The sequence below is a fragment of the Polymorphobacter sp. genome, assembly GCF_051860865.1.
Classification (GTDB): domain Bacteria; phylum Pseudomonadota; class Alphaproteobacteria; order Sphingomonadales; family Sphingomonadaceae; genus Sandarakinorhabdus.
The window spans coordinates 1-19590 of sequence record NZ_JBIMKZ010000011.1 but is presented as its reverse complement, the minus strand read 5'-3'; the positions used below and the strand labels follow the sequence as shown (position 1 = coordinate 19590).

The 19590-nt window shown below is 68.0% G+C and carries 16 protein-coding genes and 1 pseudogene; 1 reads left to right on the top strand and 16 read right to left on the bottom strand.

Annotated elements, in window-relative coordinates:
- Window positions 1–18 precede the first annotated feature (18 nt).
- The 12 genes from ACTIFJ_RS03515 to ACTIFJ_RS03460 all read right to left on the bottom strand — a co-directional run bounded on the left by ACTIFJ_RS03515 (window position 19) and on the right by ACTIFJ_RS03460 (window position 11494).
- Window positions 19–624 carry an OmpH family outer membrane protein gene (locus ACTIFJ_RS03515; protein WP_439532700.1) on the bottom strand — a complete coding sequence of 202 codons (606 nt, stop codon included), beginning with the start codon at window positions 622–624 and terminating at the stop codon, window positions 19–21.
- The gene (bamA, locus tag ACTIFJ_RS03510) at window positions 624–3206 is read right to left on the bottom strand and encodes an outer membrane protein assembly factor BamA (protein WP_439532699.1); all 2583 of its coding nucleotides are present in this window, start codon (window positions 3204–3206) and stop codon (window positions 624–626) included. The genes ACTIFJ_RS03515 and bamA overlap by 1 nt, the downstream gene beginning before the upstream one ends.
- A gap of 45 nt (window positions 3207–3251) precedes the next feature.
- Entirely contained in the window at window positions 3252–4385 is a 1134-nt protein-coding gene (gene rseP / locus ACTIFJ_RS03505; RefSeq protein ID WP_439532732.1) for an RIP metalloprotease RseP, read from the bottom strand.
- 5 nt (window positions 4386–4390) lie between these two features.
- Complete coding sequence (locus ACTIFJ_RS03500) at window positions 4391–5587, bottom strand: 1-deoxy-D-xylulose-5-phosphate reductoisomerase (protein WP_439532698.1); 1197 nt, start codon at window positions 5585–5587, stop codon at window positions 4391–4393.
- Window positions 5584–6381, bottom strand: a complete 798-nt coding sequence (locus ACTIFJ_RS03495) for a phosphatidate cytidylyltransferase (RefSeq protein ID WP_439532697.1) — start codon at window positions 6379–6381, stop codon at window positions 5584–5586. The genes ACTIFJ_RS03500 and ACTIFJ_RS03495 overlap by 4 nt, the downstream gene beginning before the upstream one ends.
- Before the next feature lie 10 nt (window positions 6382–6391).
- Window positions 6392–7126 (bottom strand): isoprenyl transferase, encoded by a 735-nt coding sequence (locus ACTIFJ_RS03490; RefSeq protein WP_439532731.1) that lies wholly within the window; start codon window positions 7124–7126, stop codon window positions 6392–6394.
- 2 nt (window positions 7127–7128) lie between these two features.
- The gene (gene frr / locus ACTIFJ_RS03485; RefSeq protein WP_439532696.1) at window positions 7129–7698 is read right to left on the bottom strand and encodes a ribosome recycling factor; all 570 of its coding nucleotides are present in this window, start codon (window positions 7696–7698) and stop codon (window positions 7129–7131) included.
- Window positions 7691–8425, bottom strand: coding sequence for a UMP kinase (gene pyrH / locus ACTIFJ_RS03480; protein ID WP_439532695.1), 735 nt, complete (start codon window positions 8423–8425; stop codon window positions 7691–7693). Before pyrH ends, frr begins: the two co-directional genes overlap by 8 nt.
- Before the next feature lie 178 nt (window positions 8426–8603).
- Window positions 8604–9530 (bottom strand): translation elongation factor Ts, encoded by a 927-nt coding sequence (gene tsf / locus ACTIFJ_RS03475; protein ID WP_439532694.1) that lies wholly within the window; start codon window positions 9528–9530, stop codon window positions 8604–8606.
- Window positions 9531–9605: 75 nt separating this feature from the next.
- On the bottom strand, window positions 9606–10469 hold the full coding sequence (rpsB, locus tag ACTIFJ_RS03470) for a 30S ribosomal protein S2 (protein ID WP_439532693.1): 864 nt from the start codon (window positions 10467–10469) through the stop codon (window positions 9606–9608).
- A 173-nt stretch (window positions 10470–10642) separates the two neighbouring features.
- A complete protein-coding gene (locus ACTIFJ_RS03465; RefSeq protein WP_439532692.1) occupies window positions 10643–11158 on the bottom strand; it encodes a DUF1993 family protein in 516 nt (171 codons plus the stop codon).
- 12 nt (window positions 11159–11170) lie between these two features.
- A complete protein-coding gene (locus tag ACTIFJ_RS03460; RefSeq protein WP_439532691.1) occupies window positions 11171–11494 on the bottom strand; it encodes a 2Fe-2S iron-sulfur cluster-binding protein in 324 nt (107 codons plus the stop codon).
- A 74-nt stretch (window positions 11495–11568) separates the two neighbouring features.
- On the opposite strand from ACTIFJ_RS03460, the gene ACTIFJ_RS03455 reads away from it, so the two are divergent.
- The gene (locus ACTIFJ_RS03455; protein ID WP_439532690.1) at window positions 11569–12504 is read left to right on the top strand and encodes a glutaminase; all 936 of its coding nucleotides are present in this window, start codon (window positions 11569–11571) and stop codon (window positions 12502–12504) included.
- A gap of 131 nt (window positions 12505–12635) precedes the next feature.
- Here the strand turns inward: ACTIFJ_RS03455 and dnaE are convergent.
- The 4 genes and pseudogenes from dnaE to proS form a co-directional block, all read right to left on the bottom strand.
- Window positions 12636–16126, bottom strand: a pseudogene (gene dnaE, locus ACTIFJ_RS03450) (DNA polymerase III subunit alpha).
- Between the two features lie 97 nt (window positions 16127–16223).
- Window positions 16224–16898: an ABC transporter ATP-binding protein gene (locus ACTIFJ_RS03445; RefSeq protein WP_439532689.1), complete on the bottom strand. Its 675-nt coding sequence runs from the start codon at window positions 16896–16898 to the stop codon at window positions 16224–16226.
- Window positions 16891–18117: a lipoprotein-releasing ABC transporter permease subunit gene (locus ACTIFJ_RS03440; RefSeq protein ID WP_439532730.1), complete on the bottom strand. Its 1227-nt coding sequence runs from the start codon at window positions 18115–18117 to the stop codon at window positions 16891–16893. The genes ACTIFJ_RS03445 and ACTIFJ_RS03440 overlap by 8 nt, the downstream gene beginning before the upstream one ends.
- A gap of 17 nt (window positions 18118–18134) precedes the next feature.
- A complete protein-coding gene (gene proS, locus ACTIFJ_RS03435; protein WP_439532688.1) occupies window positions 18135–19451 on the bottom strand; it encodes a proline--tRNA ligase in 1317 nt (438 codons plus the stop codon).
- Between the last annotated feature and the right edge of the window lie 139 nt (window positions 19452–19590).

The following is a 19590-nucleotide window of genomic DNA, read 5'->3' as shown; positions in this document are numbered from 1 at the left end:
TCGCGCCCGGCTGCTCGCTCAACGCGGAGCCGGGGCAGCGGCGGGAGCGGCCGCGGCCGGGGCGGCCGGCGGCGTGGTGGAGACGCGCGGCAGCGCCTTGTCGATGCGGGCGATGATGTCCGCCGTCACGTCGAGCGAGGCCGAATTCTGCAGCGTGGCCCCCTGCGCCAGCGCGATCGAGGCGCCGCGCTCGCGCATCACTGCGGTGATGATCGGCTGGGCGGCATCGTTGATCTGCTTGAGCACATATTGGCGGGCGGCCTGGAAATCCTGCTCGCGCTTCTGCACTTCCTGCTCGGCCTGGGTCTTGCGGGCGGTGAAGTCACGCGCCTTGGTTTCCCAGGCGGTCAGCGCCGGGCCGGCGGCCTGCGGGCGGCTCTGGCCGAGCTGCTGCTCCTCGGTGCCGAGCGACTGGCGCAGCTGGGTGACGCGGGCCTGGATAGCATCGAGCTTGGCCTTGAGCTCGGTCTGCGCCTGCTTGCCGGCGGCCGAATTGGCGAACACCTGGTCCATGTCGACGACGATGACGACGGCAGCCGGCAGCGTCTGGGCAGCGGCGGGCGCGAGCACCGGCGCGATCAGGGCGGACGTACCAAGCACCAATGAAATCAGAAGTTTCTTCATCAGAATTGAGTCCCTACGTTGAACTGGAAAAGCTGGGTGTCATCGCCGGGCTGGGTCTTCAGCGCCTTGGCGAGATCGAAGCGGAACGGCCCGAACGGCGAGTTCCACGAAACACCGATACCCACAGACACGCGCGGGCTCGGCGAATTGCCGAGGAACACTTCCTCGAAGCCCGATGACGGATTGTTGACGTCATAGGCGATACAGTCGGGTCGCGCCGTCGTCGGGCCGTTGGTGCAGGTCAGGACCGGCGTCTTGACGCTCCACACCGCGCCGACATCGGCAAAGATCGACGGCCGCAGCCCCAGCTCGGCGCCGCCGGCGCCCAGCGGGATCTGGATTTCCGCCTTGGCGAAATAATAGGCCTTGCCGCCGAGCGCATCGTCCAGCACCGAATTGCGGTCGGTGATCGGCACGCCATTGGCATCGAACGGCCGGCGCAGCACGCGCGGCCCGACGCCGCGGATGCGGAAGCCGCGCATCTGCGGCTCGCCGAGGAAGAAGCGGTCGGTCAGCAGAACGTCCGAGCCGCCGTAGCCGGTAATGTAACCGCCTTCGCCGGCCAGCTGGAGGATGAAGCCCGAGCCGAAAAGCGCATGATAGCGATCGTAGTTGGCGCGGGTGCGGACATATTTGACGCCGCCGGGAATACCAGCGAGATCCTGGCTCAGCGAGAAGCGCTGGCCGGCGGTGGGGCGGATATTGTTGTTAAGATTGTTGAAAATCAGGCTGTAACCGACGGACGACACGGTGCGCTTGCCGAGTGCCTCGCAGAGGAAGCGGCCGGCGAGCAGCGGCGAACAGACCCCGTTCTGGAAGAACAGGTCACGGTCCAGGTCGATCTTTTCGAGCGACAGGCCGTAGCGCATCGACATCGCCCAATATTCGGTGATCGGGAAACCGACGCGGACCTGGAAACCGGTCGACACCTGAGTGTAGGTGGTGTCGCGGGTGTTGTTCGCGGTGAAGCGGAACGAGCGGAAATCGCGGGTGAAGATGTCGACGCCGAGCGCCAGGTTCCGGCCGAACAGATAGGGCTCGGTAAAGCCGGCCTCGACCGACCGCGAGAAGTTGGACAGATTGGCCGAGAGCCGCAATTCCTGGCCACGGCCGCGGAAGTTGCGCTGACGAACCGAGAGCGACAGGATGAACCGCTCGAGGCTGGAGAAGCCGGCCGAGACCTGAAGCTCGCCGGTCGGCCGCTCCTCGACATTGGCCTCAAGGATGATCCGGTCAGGGGCGCTGCCGGGCTTCTGCTCGATCTCCAGACGCTCCTGGAAATAGCCGAGGCTCTTGATACGGTCGCTCGACCGCTTGACCTTCAACGAATTGAAGGCGTCACCCTCGGCGAGGCGAAACTCGCGGCGGATGACATCGTCGACGGTGATGGTGTTACCGGCGATCTGCACCCGCTCGACATAGACGCGCGGCACCTCGCCGATGGCGAAGGTGACGTTCATCTCCAGCTTGTCCTTGTCCCGGTCGAACTGGGGACGGACATCGGCAAAGGCATAGCCAAGCAGGCCGGCGGTCTCGCTCAGCGTCTCGACGGTGTTCTCGATCAACTGGGCATTGTACCAGTCGCCCGTCTCGATCTTGATCAGCTCCTTGAACTCTTCCGCCTTGATGTCGCGGATTTCGCTCTGCAGGTCGATCTCGCCGAACTTGTAGCGCTCGCCTTCATCAAGGACATAGGTGACGACGAAATCCTGCTTGTCCGGCATCAGCTCGGCGACCGAGGAGACGACGCGGAAATCGGCATAGCCCTGGGTCAGATAATATTGGCGGAGCTTCTGCTGGTCATAGGCCAGCCGATCCGGATCATAGGTGTCGTTCGAGGTGAAAAAGCGCCACGGCCGAGCCTGTTTGGTGGCCATCTGGCCACGGACCTTCTTGTCCTTGAACTTGGTGTTGCCGAGGATGTTGATCTGCTTGACCTTGGACTTGGGTCCTTCGGTCATCTCGAAGATGACATCGACACGGTTCTGCTCGAGCTGGATGATCTTGGGCTCGACGGCGGCGGCGAAGCGGCCCGAACGGCGGTACAGTTCGAGGATGCGGCCGACATCGGCGCGGGTCTTGGAGCGGGTGAAGATCTGGCGCGGGGCGAGGCGGATTTCCTCGCGGACCTTGTCCTCCTTCACGCGCTTGGCGCCCTCGATGATGATCCGGTTGATCACGGGGTTCTCGCGGACCTCGATGGTCAGCGCGCCATTCTCGTCACGGATGGTGGCATCGGAGAACAGCTCGGAGGCATAGAGCGCCTTCAGCGCCTGGTCGGTGCGGTTGCGGTCGTAACTGTCCCCGACCGAAAGGTTGAGATAGGAGCGCACGGTCTCGGGCTCGAGCCGCTCGGTGCCGCGCACGGTGATCGAGCGGACGACGCCCTCCCCGGTGCCGACGATCTGGACCTGCGGCTCGGTGCCCGGCGGGGTCAGCGGCGCGGGCGCGGCGGCCGGTGCCGGCTGCTGGTCTGCCGGCTGAGGGGCGGCTTCCTGGGCAAAGGTCGGCATCGCCAGCGCGCTGCCGAGCATGAGGACGGGCAGCACGCGCTGACGCACGGGACGGGTCTTGATCACCATGTTTTCCGACTGCCTATCAAGCGTCATAACCCTTTGCCCGTCGCTTCAGCCGAGCCAGCCGGCAAGTTGCGTCCAGACTCCAACCGAAGACAGATCATTCCAGGTGAGCACCACCATGAGCGACATGATCGCCGCAAACCCCGACATGAAAGCCCATTGCTGGGTTTTCTCGCCCAGCGGCCTGCGCCGGAGAGCCTCGACCGCGTAAAGGAGAAGATGGCCGCCGTCCAGCATCGGGATGGGGATGAGATTGATGAAACCGAGGTTTATCGAAAAGAACGCCATGAATGCGACGAATGACGAGAAGCCGAGCGCCGCCTGCTGGCCTGTCACCTGGCCGGTGCGGATCGGGCCGCCGAGATCGTCGAGCGAGCGTTCGCCCATCACCACCTGGCGCATGGTGCGGCCGATGGTGACGATGATGTCGCCGGTATCGGTGACCCCATAGGCCAGCGCGGCCAGCGGGCCGACCGGCTCGACGACCTGCGCGCCCCGCGCGATGCCGAGGCGGGGGTGGCGCATGACATTGCCGAAGCGGTCCTGCGTCTCGACCATCTTCGGCACCATGGTCAGGCTGCGGGTGGCGCCATCGCGCTCGACGATCATCGTCACCGGGTCGCCGGTGCCGCTGATGACGATGTTGATGACATCCTCGAAGCGCTCGATGCGGGCGCCGTCGATCTCGGTGATCCGGTCCCCGGGCTGAAGGCCGGCGGCGGCGGCGGCGCTGCCGGGCATCACCGCCGACACCAGAGGCGGCGTGGTCGGGTGGCCGAGCGTGACGTAGAAGCCGGCGAGGATCAGGATGGCGAAGACGAAATTGATCAGCGGTCCGGCGGCGACGATGATGGCGCGCTGCCAGAGCGGCTTGAAGGCGAACAGCTGGCCGCGCTCGGCAGGCGGCAGCTTGAGGATTTCGGGATCGGTCTGGCTGGCCTCGTTCATGTCGCCGGTAAAGCGGACATAGCCGCCGAGCGGGACGGCGTTGATCTTCCAGCGGACGCCCTTGCGGTCGGTCCAGCCGAACAGCTCGCGGCCGAAGCCGAAAGCAAACGCATCGACCTTGGTGTCGAACAGGCGGCCGGCGAGGAAATGGCCGCCCTCATGGACGACGACGAGCACGGCGATCATGGCGATGAAGGCGGCGAGGCTGAAGACCAGCCCGGGCTGGGGCAGCAGCTCGGTCAACGTGCGGCGACCAGGGCGGTGGCGATCTCGCGCGCCAGCCGGTCGGCTTCGAGCACGGCGTCGAGACCGTCGAGAGGGCCGGAGCCGGTTTTGTCGAGGGTGCGGGAGACCACATCGGCTATATCGAGGAAGCCGACTTTCCCGGCGATGAATGCCGCGACAGCAATCTCGTTGGCAGCGTTGAGCACGCAGGGCGCCGAGCCGCCTGCGCGGAGCGCTTCCCAGGCCAGGGCGAGGGCGGGGAATCGTTCCAGATCAGGGGCTTCGAAGCTGAGGTTGACGATTCTAGCGAGGTCGAGCCGGGCGCAGGGGGTCTCGATCCGCTCGGGCCAGGCCAGCGCATAGGCGATGGGAATGCGCATGTCCGGGGTCCCCATCTGGGCGAGCACCGAGCCATCGACATATTCGACCATCGAATGGATCACCGACTGGGGGTGGACGATGACATCGAGGCGGGCGTGGCCGACGGCGAACAGCTGCTCGGCCTCGATCAGCTCGAGGCCCTTGTTCATCAGCGTGGCGGAGTCGATCGAGATCTTGGCGCCCATCGACCAGACCGGATGGGCACAGGCATCCTTGACGCTGACATGGCGCATCGCCTCGCGGCTGAAGGTGCGGAACGGGCCGCCGCTGGCGGTGAGAATGACCTTGCGGACGCGCTCGGGGGCGGCATGGTCGAAGACCTGGAAGATGGCGTTGTGCTCGCTGTCCACTGGCAGCAGCGTGGCACCCGAGGCGCGGGCCAGCGCGGTGACGACCGGGCCGGCGCAGACCAGCGTCTCCTTGTTGGCGATGGCCAGCGTGGCGCCGCGCTTGACCGCCGCCAGCGTCGGCGGCAGGCCGGCGGCGCCGACGATGGCGGTGAGCACGATCTCGGCCGGGCGGGCGCCGGCCTCCCGCACCGCCTCCGCACCGGCGGCGACCTCGATGCCGGTGCCGGCGAGCGCCGCCTTGAGCGCCGGATAGGCGGCTTCGTCGCCGATGGCGACATAGCGGGCATTGCAGGCGCGGGCAGCGGCGGCGAGGCCGTCGACATCGCTGTTCGCCGTCAGCGCCTCGACCTGCCAGCGGCCGGGATTGCGCGCGACGAGATCGAGCGTCTGCTTGCCGACCGAGCCGGTGGCGCCGAGGATGGTCAGGCTGGTGCCGGCGGTGGCGCTGCGCAGCGTGCGTTCGGCCTGGACGACGCTCATCCGGCCCATCCCGTCGACCAGAACAGCAGCGCGCCGGCGACCGAGACCGGGACGACGCCGTCCAGCCGGTCCATGACGCCGCCATGGCCGGGGAGCAGGCGGCCCGAATCCTTGACGCCGGCGTGGCGCTTGAGGCCGCTCTCGAACAGGTCCCCGAGCACCGACAGGACAGCGAGGGCGCCGGCGACGCTGGCGAGGTTGAGCGCCCAGCCGCCGAGGCCGCTGGGCAGATAGACGGCGGCCATCGCTGCCGAAATGACCATGGCGCTGATGATGCCGCCGATGGCGCCGGACCAGGTCTTGGCCGGGCTGATGCGCGGCGCCAGCTTGGGGCCGCGCAGCGAACGGCCGACGAAAAAGGCGCCGATATCGGCGGCCCAGACGATGACGAGGACGAAGATGGTGGCGGCGAGCCCCTCGGGGCGCTCCCGCAGCCAGAGCAACGCCAGCGCCGGCAGGCCGCAATAGAGCAGGCCCGACGCCGTCCAGAAGCCGGCACCCTTTTTCATCGAGCGCGCGAACAGGCCCATCAGCCCGGCGCCGCCGGCCAGCGCCACCAGCGCCTCGGGCGTCGGGACGATGACGGTCAGCGCCATGACGCCGGCGAGCAGCAGCAGGCCGACGCGGCGGATGCCGAGGCCAAGCCGCAGCATCGCCGCCCATTCCGCCCACATCAGCAGCGTGGCTGCCGCGACCAGCGCCTGGAACACCGGGCCGCCGAGCCACAGCGCCGCCAGCGCGACGGCGACCAGTGCCAGCCCGGTGATCCAGCGCAGCTGCAGGGTGCGGTCCATGGCCAGGGCCTCAGCGACCGCCAAAGCGGCGCTCCCGCTTGCCGAATTCGTCCAGCACCGCCATCAGATGGGCGGCGTTGAAATCGGGCCACAGGGTTTCGGTGACGACGATCTCGGCATAGGCGGCCTGCCAGAGCAGGAAATTCGACAGGCGCATCTCGCCCGAGGTGCGCAGCACGACATCGGGCGGCGGCAGGCCGGCGGTATCGAGCCGCCCGGCCAGGGCGGCGACGTCGATCGCCGCCGGATCGATCCGGCCGGCGGCGGCGTCGGCGGCGAGTGCGCGGGCGGCGCGGACGATTTCGTCCTGCCCGCCATAGTTGAGCGCCATCACCATCGTCAGCCGTGTGTTGCCGCCGGTGAGCGCGCGCGCCTCCTCGATCAGCGACACCAGATCGGGCTTCAGCGCCTGCCAGTTGCCGATGAAATCGAGGCGGACGCCATTCTCGTTCAGCGACTTCACTTCCGAGCGGATATAGTGGCGGAGCAGCCCCATCAGGTCAGAGACCTCTTCGGCCGGACGCTTCCAGTTCTCGGAGCTGAAGGCATAAAGGGTCAGCACCTCGATGCCGAGCCGGGGCGCGGCCTCGACCACGCGGCGCAGTGCCTCGACGCCGGCGCGGTGGCCGGCGAGGCGCGGCAGCCGGTTGCGCGCCGCCCAGCGGCCGTTGCCGTCCATGATGATCGCCAGATGGCGCAGGACGGCCGCGCCGTCGCCGTCATCGGGGCGTGCAGGCGCCGGCAGATTCACTTGCCCAGGATTTCCTTTTCCTTGGCGGCGGCCGCCACATCGATGTCGGCAACGGCCTTGTCGGTGATCTTCTGGACCTCGGCCTCGTATTTCTTCTGCTCGTCCTGGCTGATCTTGCCCTTCTTCTCGGCCGCCTTCAGCGCCTCCATGCCATCGCGGCGGACGTTACGCGCCGCGATCTTGGCCTTTTCGGCATAGGTGGAGGCGAGCTTGGCCATTTCCTTGCGGCGCTCCTCGGTCATGTCCGGGATCGGCAGGCGCAGGGTCTGGCCATCGACGATCGGATTGAGGCCAAGGCCGGCCGAGCGGATCGCCTTGTCGACGGGGGTGACGTTGCTCTTGTCCCAGACCTGGACGTTGAGCATCCGCGGCTCGGGGACGGTGACCGTGGCCAACTGGCTGAGCGGCATCGCCGAGCCATAGACCTCGACCGTCACCGGATCGAGCAGGCTGGTGTTGGCCCGGCCGGTGCGCAGGCCGGCGAGATCGGATTTCAGCGCCTCGACGGCGCCAGTGCTGCGGCGCTCGAGATCGGTCCGCCAAGGACCTGCTTCAAATTCAGCCAAAGCTTTGCTCCTCGCTTGTCACCATTGTCGAAGTCCCCTCACCGCGCAACACCGCCGCCAGCGTGCCGGGCTCGCGGATGTTGAAGACGATGATCGGTATGTTGTTGTCCCGGCACATGGCCACAGCGCTGGCGTCCATCACCTTGAGATTATCGGCCAGCACCTTGCCGTAGCTCAACCGGTCATAGCGTTTGGCACCGGGCACGGTCTTGGGGTCGGCGTCATAGACGCCGTCAACCGAGGTGCCCTTGAGCAGCGCGTCGCAATTCATCTCGGCGGCGCGCAGCGCAGCACCGGTATCGGTGGTGAAGAACGGGTTGCCGGTGCCGGCGGCGAAGATCACCACCCGCCCCTTCTCGAGATGCCGTTCGGCGCGGCGGCGGATATAGGGCTCGCAGACGCTCGGCATCGGAATGGCCGACTGAACGCGGGTGGAGATGCCGATGTTCTCCAGCGCATTCTGCACGGCCAGCGCGTTCATCACCGTGGCCAGCATGCCCATGTAATCGGCCGAGCCGCGATCGAAGCCCTTGGCGGCGGCGGCGAGGCCGCGGAAGATGTTGCCGCCACCGACGACGAGGCACAGCTCATAGCCCGCCGCGACGGCGGCCTTGACCTCTTCGGCGATGCGGGCGGTCTCCAGCGGATCGATGCCATAGGGAGCGCTGCCCATCAGCGCCTCGCCCGACAGTTTCAACAGGATGCGCTTGAAACCGGCTGTGGCCATAGACAAATCCCGAAAAACACCCGCCTGATCGCGCGTGGCGCGCACCGCCACCCCGCGCTTGGCGCGCACCCTAGTCAGCCGGCCGGTCGCTGCCAAGCAGATAGCATCGCGGCGCGCGCGCCCTGACCCGCGCGACGGGCGGCTCGACGCCGCCCGTCGCTTTTCCTCGCTACCGGCCTCAGATGCCGGCGGCAGCCGCCACTTCGGCGGCAAAGTCCTTCTCTTCGCGCTCGATGCCTTCACCGAGCTGGATGCGAACGAAGGACGAGACGGTGATCGGCGCGCCGGCGGCCTTGGCGGCGGCGGCGACGATGTCGCCGACCTTCGACTTGCCATCGATGACGAACACCTGGGTCAGCAGCGCATTCTCCTGGGCGAACTTGCGGACGCCGCCCTCGATCATCTTGTCGATGATGTCGGCGGGCTTGCCCGACGTGGCGGCCTTCTCGCGGGCGATGGCGCGCTCACGCTCGACCAGCGCCGGATCGAGGCCATCGGCATCGAGCGCCAGCGGGTTGGCGGCGGCGATGTGCATCGCCAGCTGCTTGCCCAGCGGCTCGAGGACATCGGCACCGGCCGAGGATTCGAGGCCGACAAGAACGCCGATCTTGCCCATGCCCGGCACGGTGGCGTTGTGGACATAAGAGGTGACCGCCCCCTGCCCGACCGACACCGAAGTGACGCGGCGCAGCGACTGGTGCTCGCCGATGGTGGCGATATTGTGGGTCAGCTGGTCCTGCACGCTGCCGAGGCCGCCCGGATAGGGCGTGGCGAGCAGCGCCGGCACATCGGCAGCGCCGGCCAGCGCCAGCTCGGTGACGGTGCGGACGAAGCCCTGGAAGGTCTCGTTCTTGGCGACGAAATCGGTTTCGGAATTGACCTCGACGACGGCGCCGGACAGGCCGGAGACGGAGACGCCGACCAGGCCCTCGGCGGCGGTGCGGCCGGCCTTCTTGGCGGCGGCGGCAAGCCCCTTGGTGCGCAGCCAGTCAACGGCGGCTTCCATGTCGCCATTGGTTTCGCCGAGCGCCTTCTTGCAATCCATCATGCCCGCACCGGTGCGGTCGCGCAGGTCTTTCACCATGCTCGCGGTGACGTCCGCCATGTTCCATTCCCTTCAAAAGTTAGGCGAAGGCCGGTTGCCCGGCCTTCATTACGTCCTGATGACGAACCCCGGCCCTCAGGCCTGGGCTTCGCCTTCCGCCACAACCTCGGCCTCGGGGGCAGATGCCTCGGCGGGCACTTCGATCGGGGCTTCGAGGGCTGCTTCAACGGGCGCTTCGACCGGGGCTTCGGCCAGCACCGGCTCGGCGACCGGCTCGTCCATGGCGCCCAGATCATAGCCGCTGTCGGCCATGCGGCCCTGGCGGGCCTCGATCACCGTGTCGGCGATGGCGTTGACATAGAGCAGGATGGCGCGGCTGGCGTCATCATTGCCCGGCACCGGGAAGGCGATGCCGCCCGGATCGGTGTTGGTGTCGAGCACCGCGACGACCGGGATGCCGAGCACATTGGCTTCCTTGACGGCCAGCTCTTCCTTGTTGACGTCGATGATGAAGATGACGTCCGGCAGGCCGCCCATGTCGCGGATGCCGCCGAGCGACAGCTCGAACTTGTCGCGCTCGCGGGTCAGCTTGAGCACTTCCTTCTTGGTCAGGCCGGTGGTGTCGCCCGAAAGCTGCTCTTCGAGCTGCTTGAACTTCTTGATGGAGCCCGAGATGGTCTTCCAGTTGGTCAGCATGCCGCCGAGCCAGCGATGGTTGACATAATGCTGGCCGGAACGGCGCGCGGCCTCGGCGATCGGCTCCTGCGCCTGGCGCTTGGTGCCGACGAACAGGACCTTGCCGCCCGACTGGACGGTGCCGCGAACGAAGTCGAGCGCACGCGCAAACAGCGGCACGGTCTGCGACAGGTCGATGATGTGAACGCCGTTGCGGTCACCGAAGATGTAGGGCTTCATCTTCGGGTTCCAGCGATGGGTCTGGTGTCCGAAGTGCGCGCCAGCTTCCAGAAGCTGCGCCATCGAGACGACGGGTGCCGCCATAATCTTATCTCCTCGTTCCGGTTGGTCCGCCGCAGGGGATGTTCGGGATGGCCCGACACCGGATGGGTTGCCCCTGCGTGTGGTTTGGTGGGTTGCGTGGCCGGCATTGCTGCCGGTGACAGGCGCATAGCGATGCGCTCCCTTGCGGTCAAGCAAGAGCGCTTGGGGGACGGCTAACGGCTAATGCGGGGTCGCCCCAGAAAATCCGGCTTGGCGAGCGGCACGCCGCCGTGCCGGGCGATCGCATAGAGCATCGAAGCGTGGAAAAAGAAGTTGGGCTGGCTGAACGACAGCAGGAAATCGTGGCCGGTGAACGCCATCTGGCGCTCGCCGGCGCTGAAATGCATGGGCTTTGCCGCCAGCGCCTCCATCTCCTCGGGGCTGACGGCGGCGAGCGCTGCCTCCGCCGAGGCGAGCATGGCCTGCAGCGCCACGAAATCCAGCCCGGGCTCGGGCCGGGCCGGCGAGAAGACGCCTGCCCGCAGCCCGGCAAGGGCACCGGCTGTATGATGCATCATCGAAAAGGCCTGGAACGGCAGCGCCAGCATGTCCGGGGCCAGGCGAAGTTCGAGCAGGGCCTCGGGCGGCTGGCCGGTGCTGGCGCAGTGCGCCTCGGCCTTGTCCAGCACGTGCCGGCCGGCGGCGAGGATCTGCAGCGCGGTCGGGACAAAGGCGTCATGGAGTTGCACGGGGCGCTTCCTTCAACATGGTAACACCGGCATATCGACCCGCAGGCCATCGAGCAACGGCGAGGCCTTGATCTGGCAGGCCAGCCGGCTGGCGCCGGGACGGAAGCCCCTGGCCATTTCCAGCATCGCCAGCTCGATGTCGTCGGCCGGGCCGGCTGCGGCGCGCCAGACCGGGGGAACATGGACATGGCAGGTGGCGCAGGCGGCGTTGCCGCCACAGTCCCCGCCGATGCCGGGAATGCCGGCGGCGACGGCGGCATGCATCAGCGAGACTCCGTCCGGCACATCGAGCGTGCGGGCGGTGCCGTCCGGCGCGTGGAAAGTGATGCGGGGCATGGCGGGCGTCTAGGACGGGCCGGGGCGAATGTCATGCCCTTGCCGGGCGGTCGGAAGCGCCGCACAGTCAGGCCATGCTCGATACGCTGATCGCCGATATTGCCGCCCGCATGGCGACGGCGCCCGACCGTGGCCAGGTGGCGCGCTACATCCCAGAGCTGGCCAAGGTGTCGCCGGCGCATTTCGGCATTGCCGTGGTCACCGCCGACGGGCGCGAGCATGTGGCGGGGGACGCCGACCTGTCCTTCTCGATCCAGTCGGTGAGCAAGGTGTTCGCGCTGGTCGAGGCGTTGCAGGCGCATGGCGAGCGTGTGTGGCAGCGGGTGGGGCGCGAGCCCTCGGGCAGCGCCTTCAACTCGATCATCCAGCTCGAACTGGAGCAGGGGCGGCCGCGCAATCCGTTCATCAACGCCGGCGCCATCGCCGTGACCGACCTGATCGCCGAAGGCAACGAGCCGCGCGAGGGGATCGGGGCGATCCTGCGGCTGGTGCGCAGCCTGGCCGGGGACGACACGATCAATGTCGATGGCGCGGTGGCCTATTCGGAAGCGGCGACGGGGTTTCGCAACGCCGCGCTGGCCAATTACATGCGGTCGTTCGGGATGATCGCCGGGCCGGTGGAGACGACGCTGCAGGTGTATTTCCACCAGTGCGCGATCGCCATGAGCTGCCGACAGCTGGCGCGGGCCGGGCGCTTCCTGATGCACGCCGGGCGCTGCCCGACCAGCGGCAAGCCCATCGTCAGCCCCGAGCGTGCCCGGCGCATCGCCGCGCTGATGCTGACCTGCGGCCATTATGATGCGTCGGGAGAGTTCGCCTTCGAGGTCGGCCTGCCGGCGAAGTCCGGCGTCGGCGGCGGCATCCTCGCCATCGCGCCGGGGCGGGCCAGCATCGCGGTCTGGTCGCCGGGGCTGAGCCCGCAGGGGAATTCACTGCTGGGGACGAAGGCGCTGGAGGAACTGTCGCGGGCGATGGGGTGGAATGTGTTCAACCCGCCGCCGGCCTGTTGAGCCTCCGGCGGCTGGGGGCTTGCCCCCAGACCCCTTGAAGGGGGTTCACCCAAAGCAACGACGGTGATCGCCTCGGGAAAACCAACTATTGGGGTCCGGGGGCAAGCCCCCGGCCGCCGGAGCCCCCCCCTTTACCTCACCACCGACAGCCGCGGCGGCTCGGCGCGGGTGCGGCCGGGGCCTAGCCAGCGGGTGACGGCGGCCTGCATCTCGTGGTCGATGAGATAGTCCTTGCCGAGCGCGAGGCGGGCGGTGCCGACGGGGGTTTCGACCTCGGCGATGACCTCGCCGCGGCCGTGGCTGCGGGCGGAGGTGAGCAGGTCGGCGAGGCGGTCGATATCGTGGGGGGCGGTGATGCGGACGACGAGGCGGCCAGGCGCGCGGCGAGTGGGGTGACGCCGTGGATGCGGATGCGGACGACGTCCTCGCCCTCGCGCCAGGCGAGCTCGACCTGGAGGAGGACGGCGGGGTTTTCGGTGGCAAGGCGTTCGAGGCGTTCCTGGGTCTCGGGGGCGGAGCAGGTGGCGCGATACTGGCCGGAGCGGTCCGAGAGGGTGACCTGCATGTAGCGGTCATCGCCGCCGCGCCGGCGGGGGCCGCCGTTGTTCTGAAACGTGCGCCACTGCACCTCCTCGATGAGCCCGGCCATGGTGACGGCGAGCTTGCCGCCGCCGGCGGGGGCCGGGAGCGCCGAACAATCGGCGAAGGTGCGGGCTTCCTGCGCTTCGGCGACGGCGCGCCAGGCGTCGACCGGATGGCCGGAGAAATAAAAACCGAAGGCGTCCTTCTCCTGCGCCATGGTCTCGGCGAGCGACCAGCCGCCCTGCGGGACGATCATGCCGAGCGCCGGCTCGTGCTTCTCGCTGAACAGCGCGGCCTGGGCGCTCTCGCGGGCGGCGGCCGCCGCCTGGGCGGTGCCGAGCAGTGCGGCGGCGAGCTGGTGGACGCCGCCGCGATTGGCCTCGATGGCATCGAAGGCACCGGCGGCGATCAGGCTTTCGAGCTGCCGCTTGTTGAGCTGGCGGGCATCGACGCGGCCGGCGAAATCGGACAGGCTGGTGAAGGGCTTGCTGCCGCGCGCCTCGACGATCGCTGCCATCGCCTTTTCGCCGACGCCCTTCAATGCCGCGAGACCATAGCGAACCTGGCCGTCGATGACGGTAAAATCGGCCTCGGAGCGGTTGATGCAGGGCGGCAGCACGATGGTTCGGGCGCGGCGGGCATCCTCGGCGAAGGCGGCGAGGCGATCGGTGTTGTCGATGTCATAGGCCATCGAGGCGGCGTAGAATTCGGCGCGGTGATGGGTCTTGAGCCAGGCGGTCTGGTAGCTGACCAGCGCATAGGCGGCGGCGTGACTCTTGTTGAAGCCGTAGTTGGCGAACTTGAGGATCAGGTCGAAGATGGCGCTGGCGGTGTCCTTCTCGATGGCGTTGCGGGCGGCGCCCTCGGCGAAGCGCTCCTTCTGGGCGACCATCTCGGCATGGATCTTCTTGCCCATGGCACGGCGCAGCAGGTCGGCCTCGCCGAGGCTGTAGCCGGCCAGTTCGCGGGCCAGGCTCATCACCTGCTCCTGGTAGACGATGATGCCGTTGGTCTCGCGCAGGATCGGCTCCATCGCCGGGTGCAGCAGCTCGACCGCCTCGCGGCCGTGCTTGCGCAGCGCATAGCTGGGGATGTTGTCCATCGGGCCGGGGCGATAGAGGGCGCCGAGCGCGATGATATCGGCGAAACAGTCCGGCCGGACCTGGGTGAGGGCTCGGCGCATGCCCTCCGATTCGAACTGGAAGACGCCGACGGTGTCCCCGTCCGCCATCAGCTTGTAGACCTGCGGGTCGTCGATCGGCAGGCGGTTCCAGTCGACCGCGATGCCGCGCGCGGCGAGCAGTTCGGCGGCGCGCGCGAGCACCGACAGCGTTTTCAGGCCCAGAAAATCGAACTTGACCAGCCCGGCCTTCTCGACCGCCTTCATCTCGAACTGGGTGACCGGCATGTCCGAGCGGGGATCGCGATACATCGGCACCAGCTCGGACAGCGGGCGGTCGCCGATGACGACGCCGGCGGCGTGGGTGGAGCTGTGGCGCGGCAGGCCTTCGAGCTGGAGCGCCACCTCGATCAGCCGGCGGACCTTGGGATCACGGTCCCGCTCGGCGATGATCTCGGGGACGCCGGGCTGCTTGTCGCCCTTGCTATCGCGCGCCAGGCCGAGGGTGCGGGCCAGCGTCCACGGGTCGGTCGGGTGGTTGGGCACCAGCTTGGCGAGCCGGTCGATCTGGCCATAGGGCATCTGCAGGACGCGGCCGACGTCCTTGAGCACGGCGCGCGCCTTCATCTTGCCGAAGGTGATGATTTGGGCGACCTGGGCGCGGCCGTACTTCTCCTGGACGTGGCGGATGACGCGGTCCCGCCGGGTTTCGCAGAAATCGATGTCGAAATCCGGCATCGAGACGCGGTCCGGGTTGAGGAAGCGCTCGAACAGCAGGCCATGCTCGAGCGGATCGAGATCGGTGATGGTCAGCGCCCAGGCGACGACCGAGCCGGCGCCCGAACCACGACCGGGGCCGACCGGGATCCCCTCCCCTTTTGCCCATTGGATGAATTCGGCGACGATGAGGAAATAGCCGGAGAAGCCCATCGAACGGATGACGCCGAGCTCGAACGCCAGCCGTTCCTGATAGGGGGTGGCGGCGGCGCCGGCCTTGCCGGCATCGGCGAGACGCGCCGCCAGCCCGGCCTCGGCCTCGCGGACCAGCGCCACCTCCTCGTCCTCGCCGTCCATGTGCGGCAGGATCGGCTTGCGCGACGGCGCCATCACCGCGCAGCGCTGGGCGACGACGAGCGTGTTGGCGATGGCCTCGGGCAGGTCGGCGAACAGCGCCCGCATCGCCTCGGCGGATTTGAGCCAATGCTCGGGGTTGGAGCGGCGGCGCTCCTCGGCGTCGACATAGGTCGAATCGGCGATGCAGAGCAGCACGTCATGGGCGGCATGGCCATCGGCCTTGAGGAAGCGCACCGGGTTGGTGGCAACCAGCGGCAGGCCGTGCGCCTCGGCCATCGCCAGCAGCACCGGCTCGGCCTGGGCCTCGACCGCGTCGCCGGTGCGACTGATCTCGATGTAGAGCCTGCCGGGGAACAGTCGGTCGAGCGTCTGCAACGCGGCGTCGAGCGGCTGTTCCTCGGCGGCGAGGCGCGTCAGCCAGCCATCGACGCCGCCGCTGAGCGCGATCAGCCCGTCGGTCTGGCCTTCGAGCTGGGCCAGCGACAGCAAAGGCGCCTCGCTGGCCTCGGCATCGAGATGGGCGGCGCTGACCAGGCGCACGAGATTGTGATAGCCGGCCATGTCCTGGGCATAGAGCGGCAGCCAGTCGACGATCGGCCGGGCATGGGCGGTGCGGCTGTTCGGCCGCTCGATGGGCAGCAGCGCCGCCATGATCGGCTGGACGCCGGCATCCTTGGCGGCGGCGGAAAAATCCATGGCGGCAAACATGTTGCCGCGATCGGTGAGCGCTGCGGCGGGGAAGCCGGCGGCGCGGCAGGCCTTGGCCAGCGCATCCGGCTGCACCGCCGATTCGAGCATCGAATAGGCGCTGTGAAGGCGAAGGGGCACGAATCCGGAATGGGTCATGGCGGGACTATGGCGGCGGGGCGGCAGCGGGGCCAGTCGTCGGGGGGAATTTGTTGGGGATAAGGGGCGGGGCGACGACCAGCCGCCGCTTCCGGATTCAGGCGAGGCGGCCTTCGTGGAGGCGGACGACGCGGTCCATGCGGGCGGCCAGCGCCTCATTGTGGGTGGCGACAAGGGCGGAACTGCCCTGCTCGCGGACCAGGGTCAGGAATTCGGCGAGGACCTTGGCGGCGGTGGCTTCGTCGAGATTGCCGGTCGGCTCGTCGGCGAGGACCAGCAGCGGCTTGTTGGCCAGCGCGCGGCCGACCGCGACGCGCTGCTGCTCGCCGCCGGACAGTTGCGAGGGGCGGTGGGTCAACCGGGCACCGAGGCCCATGGCGGTGAGCAGCTGGTCGGCGCGGGCGCCGGCCTCGGCATCGCTCTTGCCGGCCACCAGGCCGGCGAGGATGACATTCTCCCGCGCCGAGAAATCGGGCAGCAGATGGTGGAACTGGTAGACGAAGCCGAGACGGTCCCGCCGGACGCGGGTGCGGCCCTGGTTGTCGAGGGTCTCGACCCGCTCGCCGCCGATCGAGATGCGGCCCTGGAAACCGCCCTCGAGCAGCCCGACCGCCTGCAGCAGCGTCGACTTGCCCGAGCCCGACGGGCCGAGCAGCGCGACGATCTCGCCCGGCGCGATGGTGAGGTCGACGCCCTTCAGCACATCGATGCGGACGCCGCCCTGCTCGAAGGCGCGGGCCAGGCCTTCGACCTTGAGGACCGGTTCACTCATAGCGCAGCACCTGGACGGGATCGGTATTGGCCGCCTTCCACGCCGGATACAGGGTGGCGAGGAAGGACAGCAGCACGGCCAGCGCGACGATGCCGATGACCTCGACCGGATCGGTCCGGCTGGGCAGATCGGTAAGGTAGCGTACCGACGGGTCCCAGAGGTTGGTGCCGGTGAGGCGGCCGACGGTGGCGACGATGGTCTGGCGGAACTGCAGGACCGAGAAGCCGAGGATCAGCCCGAGCCCGGTGCCGAGCGTGCCGATCAGAGTGCCGACGGTCATGAACACCCGCATCAAGGCGGCGCGGCCGGCGCCCATGGTGCGCAGGATGGCGATGTCCCGCGTCTTGGCGCGCACCAGCATGATCAAAGACGACAGGATGTTGAAGACGGCGACGAGGATGATGATCGACAGCACCCAGAACATCACCGTCCGCTCGACGACCAGCGCCGAGAACAGCGCGGCATTGGTGGTCTTCCAGTCGGCGATGACGCCGTCCTGGCGAATGCGGTCGGCCAGCGGCGCCATGATCTCGGTGACCCGATCGGGATCATTGGTCTCGACCTCGATCATGCCGACGGCATCGTCGAGGCGCATCAGCAGCTGCGCATCCTCGATCGGCATGACCACGAAGGCCTTGTCATATTCGAAGATGCCGACCTCGAAGATGGCGCCGATCCTGTAGGCGACGATGCGCGGCACGGTGCCGAACGGCGTCGATTCGCCGGCCGGGTTGATCAGCGAGATATCGTCCCCGACCCGGGCGCCGAGCGCCTCGGCGAGCCGGGCGCCGATGGCGACGACGCCGGCGCCGGGCTGCAGCCGGTCCAGCGAGCCCGACAGGACATTGCCGGCCATCACCGGGTTGCCCTTGATGTCGGCCATCCGCTGGCCGCGCACCAGCACGCCCTCGACGCGGCCCTGGAAGCTGCCCATCAGCGGTTGCTCGATCAGCGGCACGGCGCTGGTGACGCCGGGTAGTGAGATCACCTGCTTCTGGATCGCCTGCCAATTCTCCAGCCGGCCGCCATAGCCCTGGACGACGGCATGGCCGTTGAGCCCGAGGATGCGGTCGAACAGCTCGGCGCGGAAGCCGTTCATGACGCTCATCACCGAGATCAGCGCAGCGACGCCGAGCGCCACGGCGACAAGGCTGATCGTGGCGACGAGGAAAATGAAGCCCTCGCCGCGGCCCGGCAGCAGGTAGCGCCGGGCGATCATCCGCTCGTACCGGGTGATCATGCCGTCAATCGCGCCAGCGCCGCCTCGACCGTCATTTCCTGCTTCTCGCCGGTGCGGCGGCGCTTCAATTCGACCACGCCTTGCGCGATGCCCTTGGGGCCGACGACGAGCTGCCAGGGCAGGCCGATCAGATCGGCGGTGGCGAACTTGGCGCCGCCGCGCTCGTCGCGGTCGTCATAGAGCACCTCGACGCCAGCGGCGCTCAGCTCGGCATACAGGCCCTCGCAGGCGGCCGAGCAGGCGGCATCGTCGGCGCGCAAATTGATCAGCGCCACCTTGAACGGCGCCACCGCGTCCGGCCAGATGATGCCGGCGGTGTCATGCGAGGCCTCGATGATGGCGCCGACCAGGCGCGACACGCCGATGCCATAGCTGCCCATCAGCGGGGTGACGGGCGCACCGTCCGGCCCCTGGACGCTGACGCCCATGGCCTTGGTGTATTTGTCGCCGAAGTAGAAGACCTGGCCAACCTCGATGCCCTTGGACTGGCGCAGCGCCGGGCCTGCAGCGGCTTCTGCGTCGAGATCGCGCTTCTCGTCAGTGGCGGCATAATCCTGGTTGAGCCCGGCGATGAAGTCCTCGAGCGCGGCGGGGTCGTCGGCGTCGATGCCGTCGGTGTCGCGCGGGTGGAGCCAGTTCTCATGATAGAAGACATCGCTCTCGCCGGTCGGCGCCAGCACGATGAACTCGTGGCTGAGGTCGCCGCCAATCGGTCCGGTGTCGGCCTGCATCGGTATCGCATCGAGTCCCATGCGGGCGAACGTGCGCATATAGGCGATGAACATGCGATTATAGCTGTGGCGGGCGCCGGCCATGTCGAGATCGAAGCTGTAGGCGTCCTTCATCAGGAACTCGCGCCCGCGCAGCACGCCGAAGCGCGGGCGGACCTCGTCGCGGAACTTCCACTGGATCTGGTAGAGGTTGCGCGGGAGATCGCGGTAGCTCTTGGCGCCGTTCTGGAAAATGACGGTGAACAGTTCCTCGGCGGTGGGGCTGAACAGCATCTCGCGGTCCTGCCGGTCCTTGATGCGGAGCATCTCGGGGCCATAGGCCTCATAGCGGCCGGACTGGCGCCAGAGCTCGGCCGACTGGATGGTCGGCATCAGCACCTCGATGGCGCAGGCGCGGTCCTGCTCCTCGCGTACGATCTGCTCGATTCGGGCCAGCACCCGCTTGCCGAGCGGCAGCCAGGCATAGATTCCGGCCGCCGTCTGGCGGACCATGCCGGCGCGCAGCATCAGCTGGTGGCTGATCACCTGCGCCTCGCCCGGCGTCTCCTTCAGAACCGGCAGAAAATATCGGGACAGACGCACGGTGTAACCCTTTGGCGAGAACAAAAGCTGCCGACGCCCTTGGCATGCCCTCTGTCCCCACGCAACGCCTGCAGCAGCGCACGCCGATTGTGGCAGATGCGCAACACCTGACCGACAAGTTAAGACAGACGATGACAAC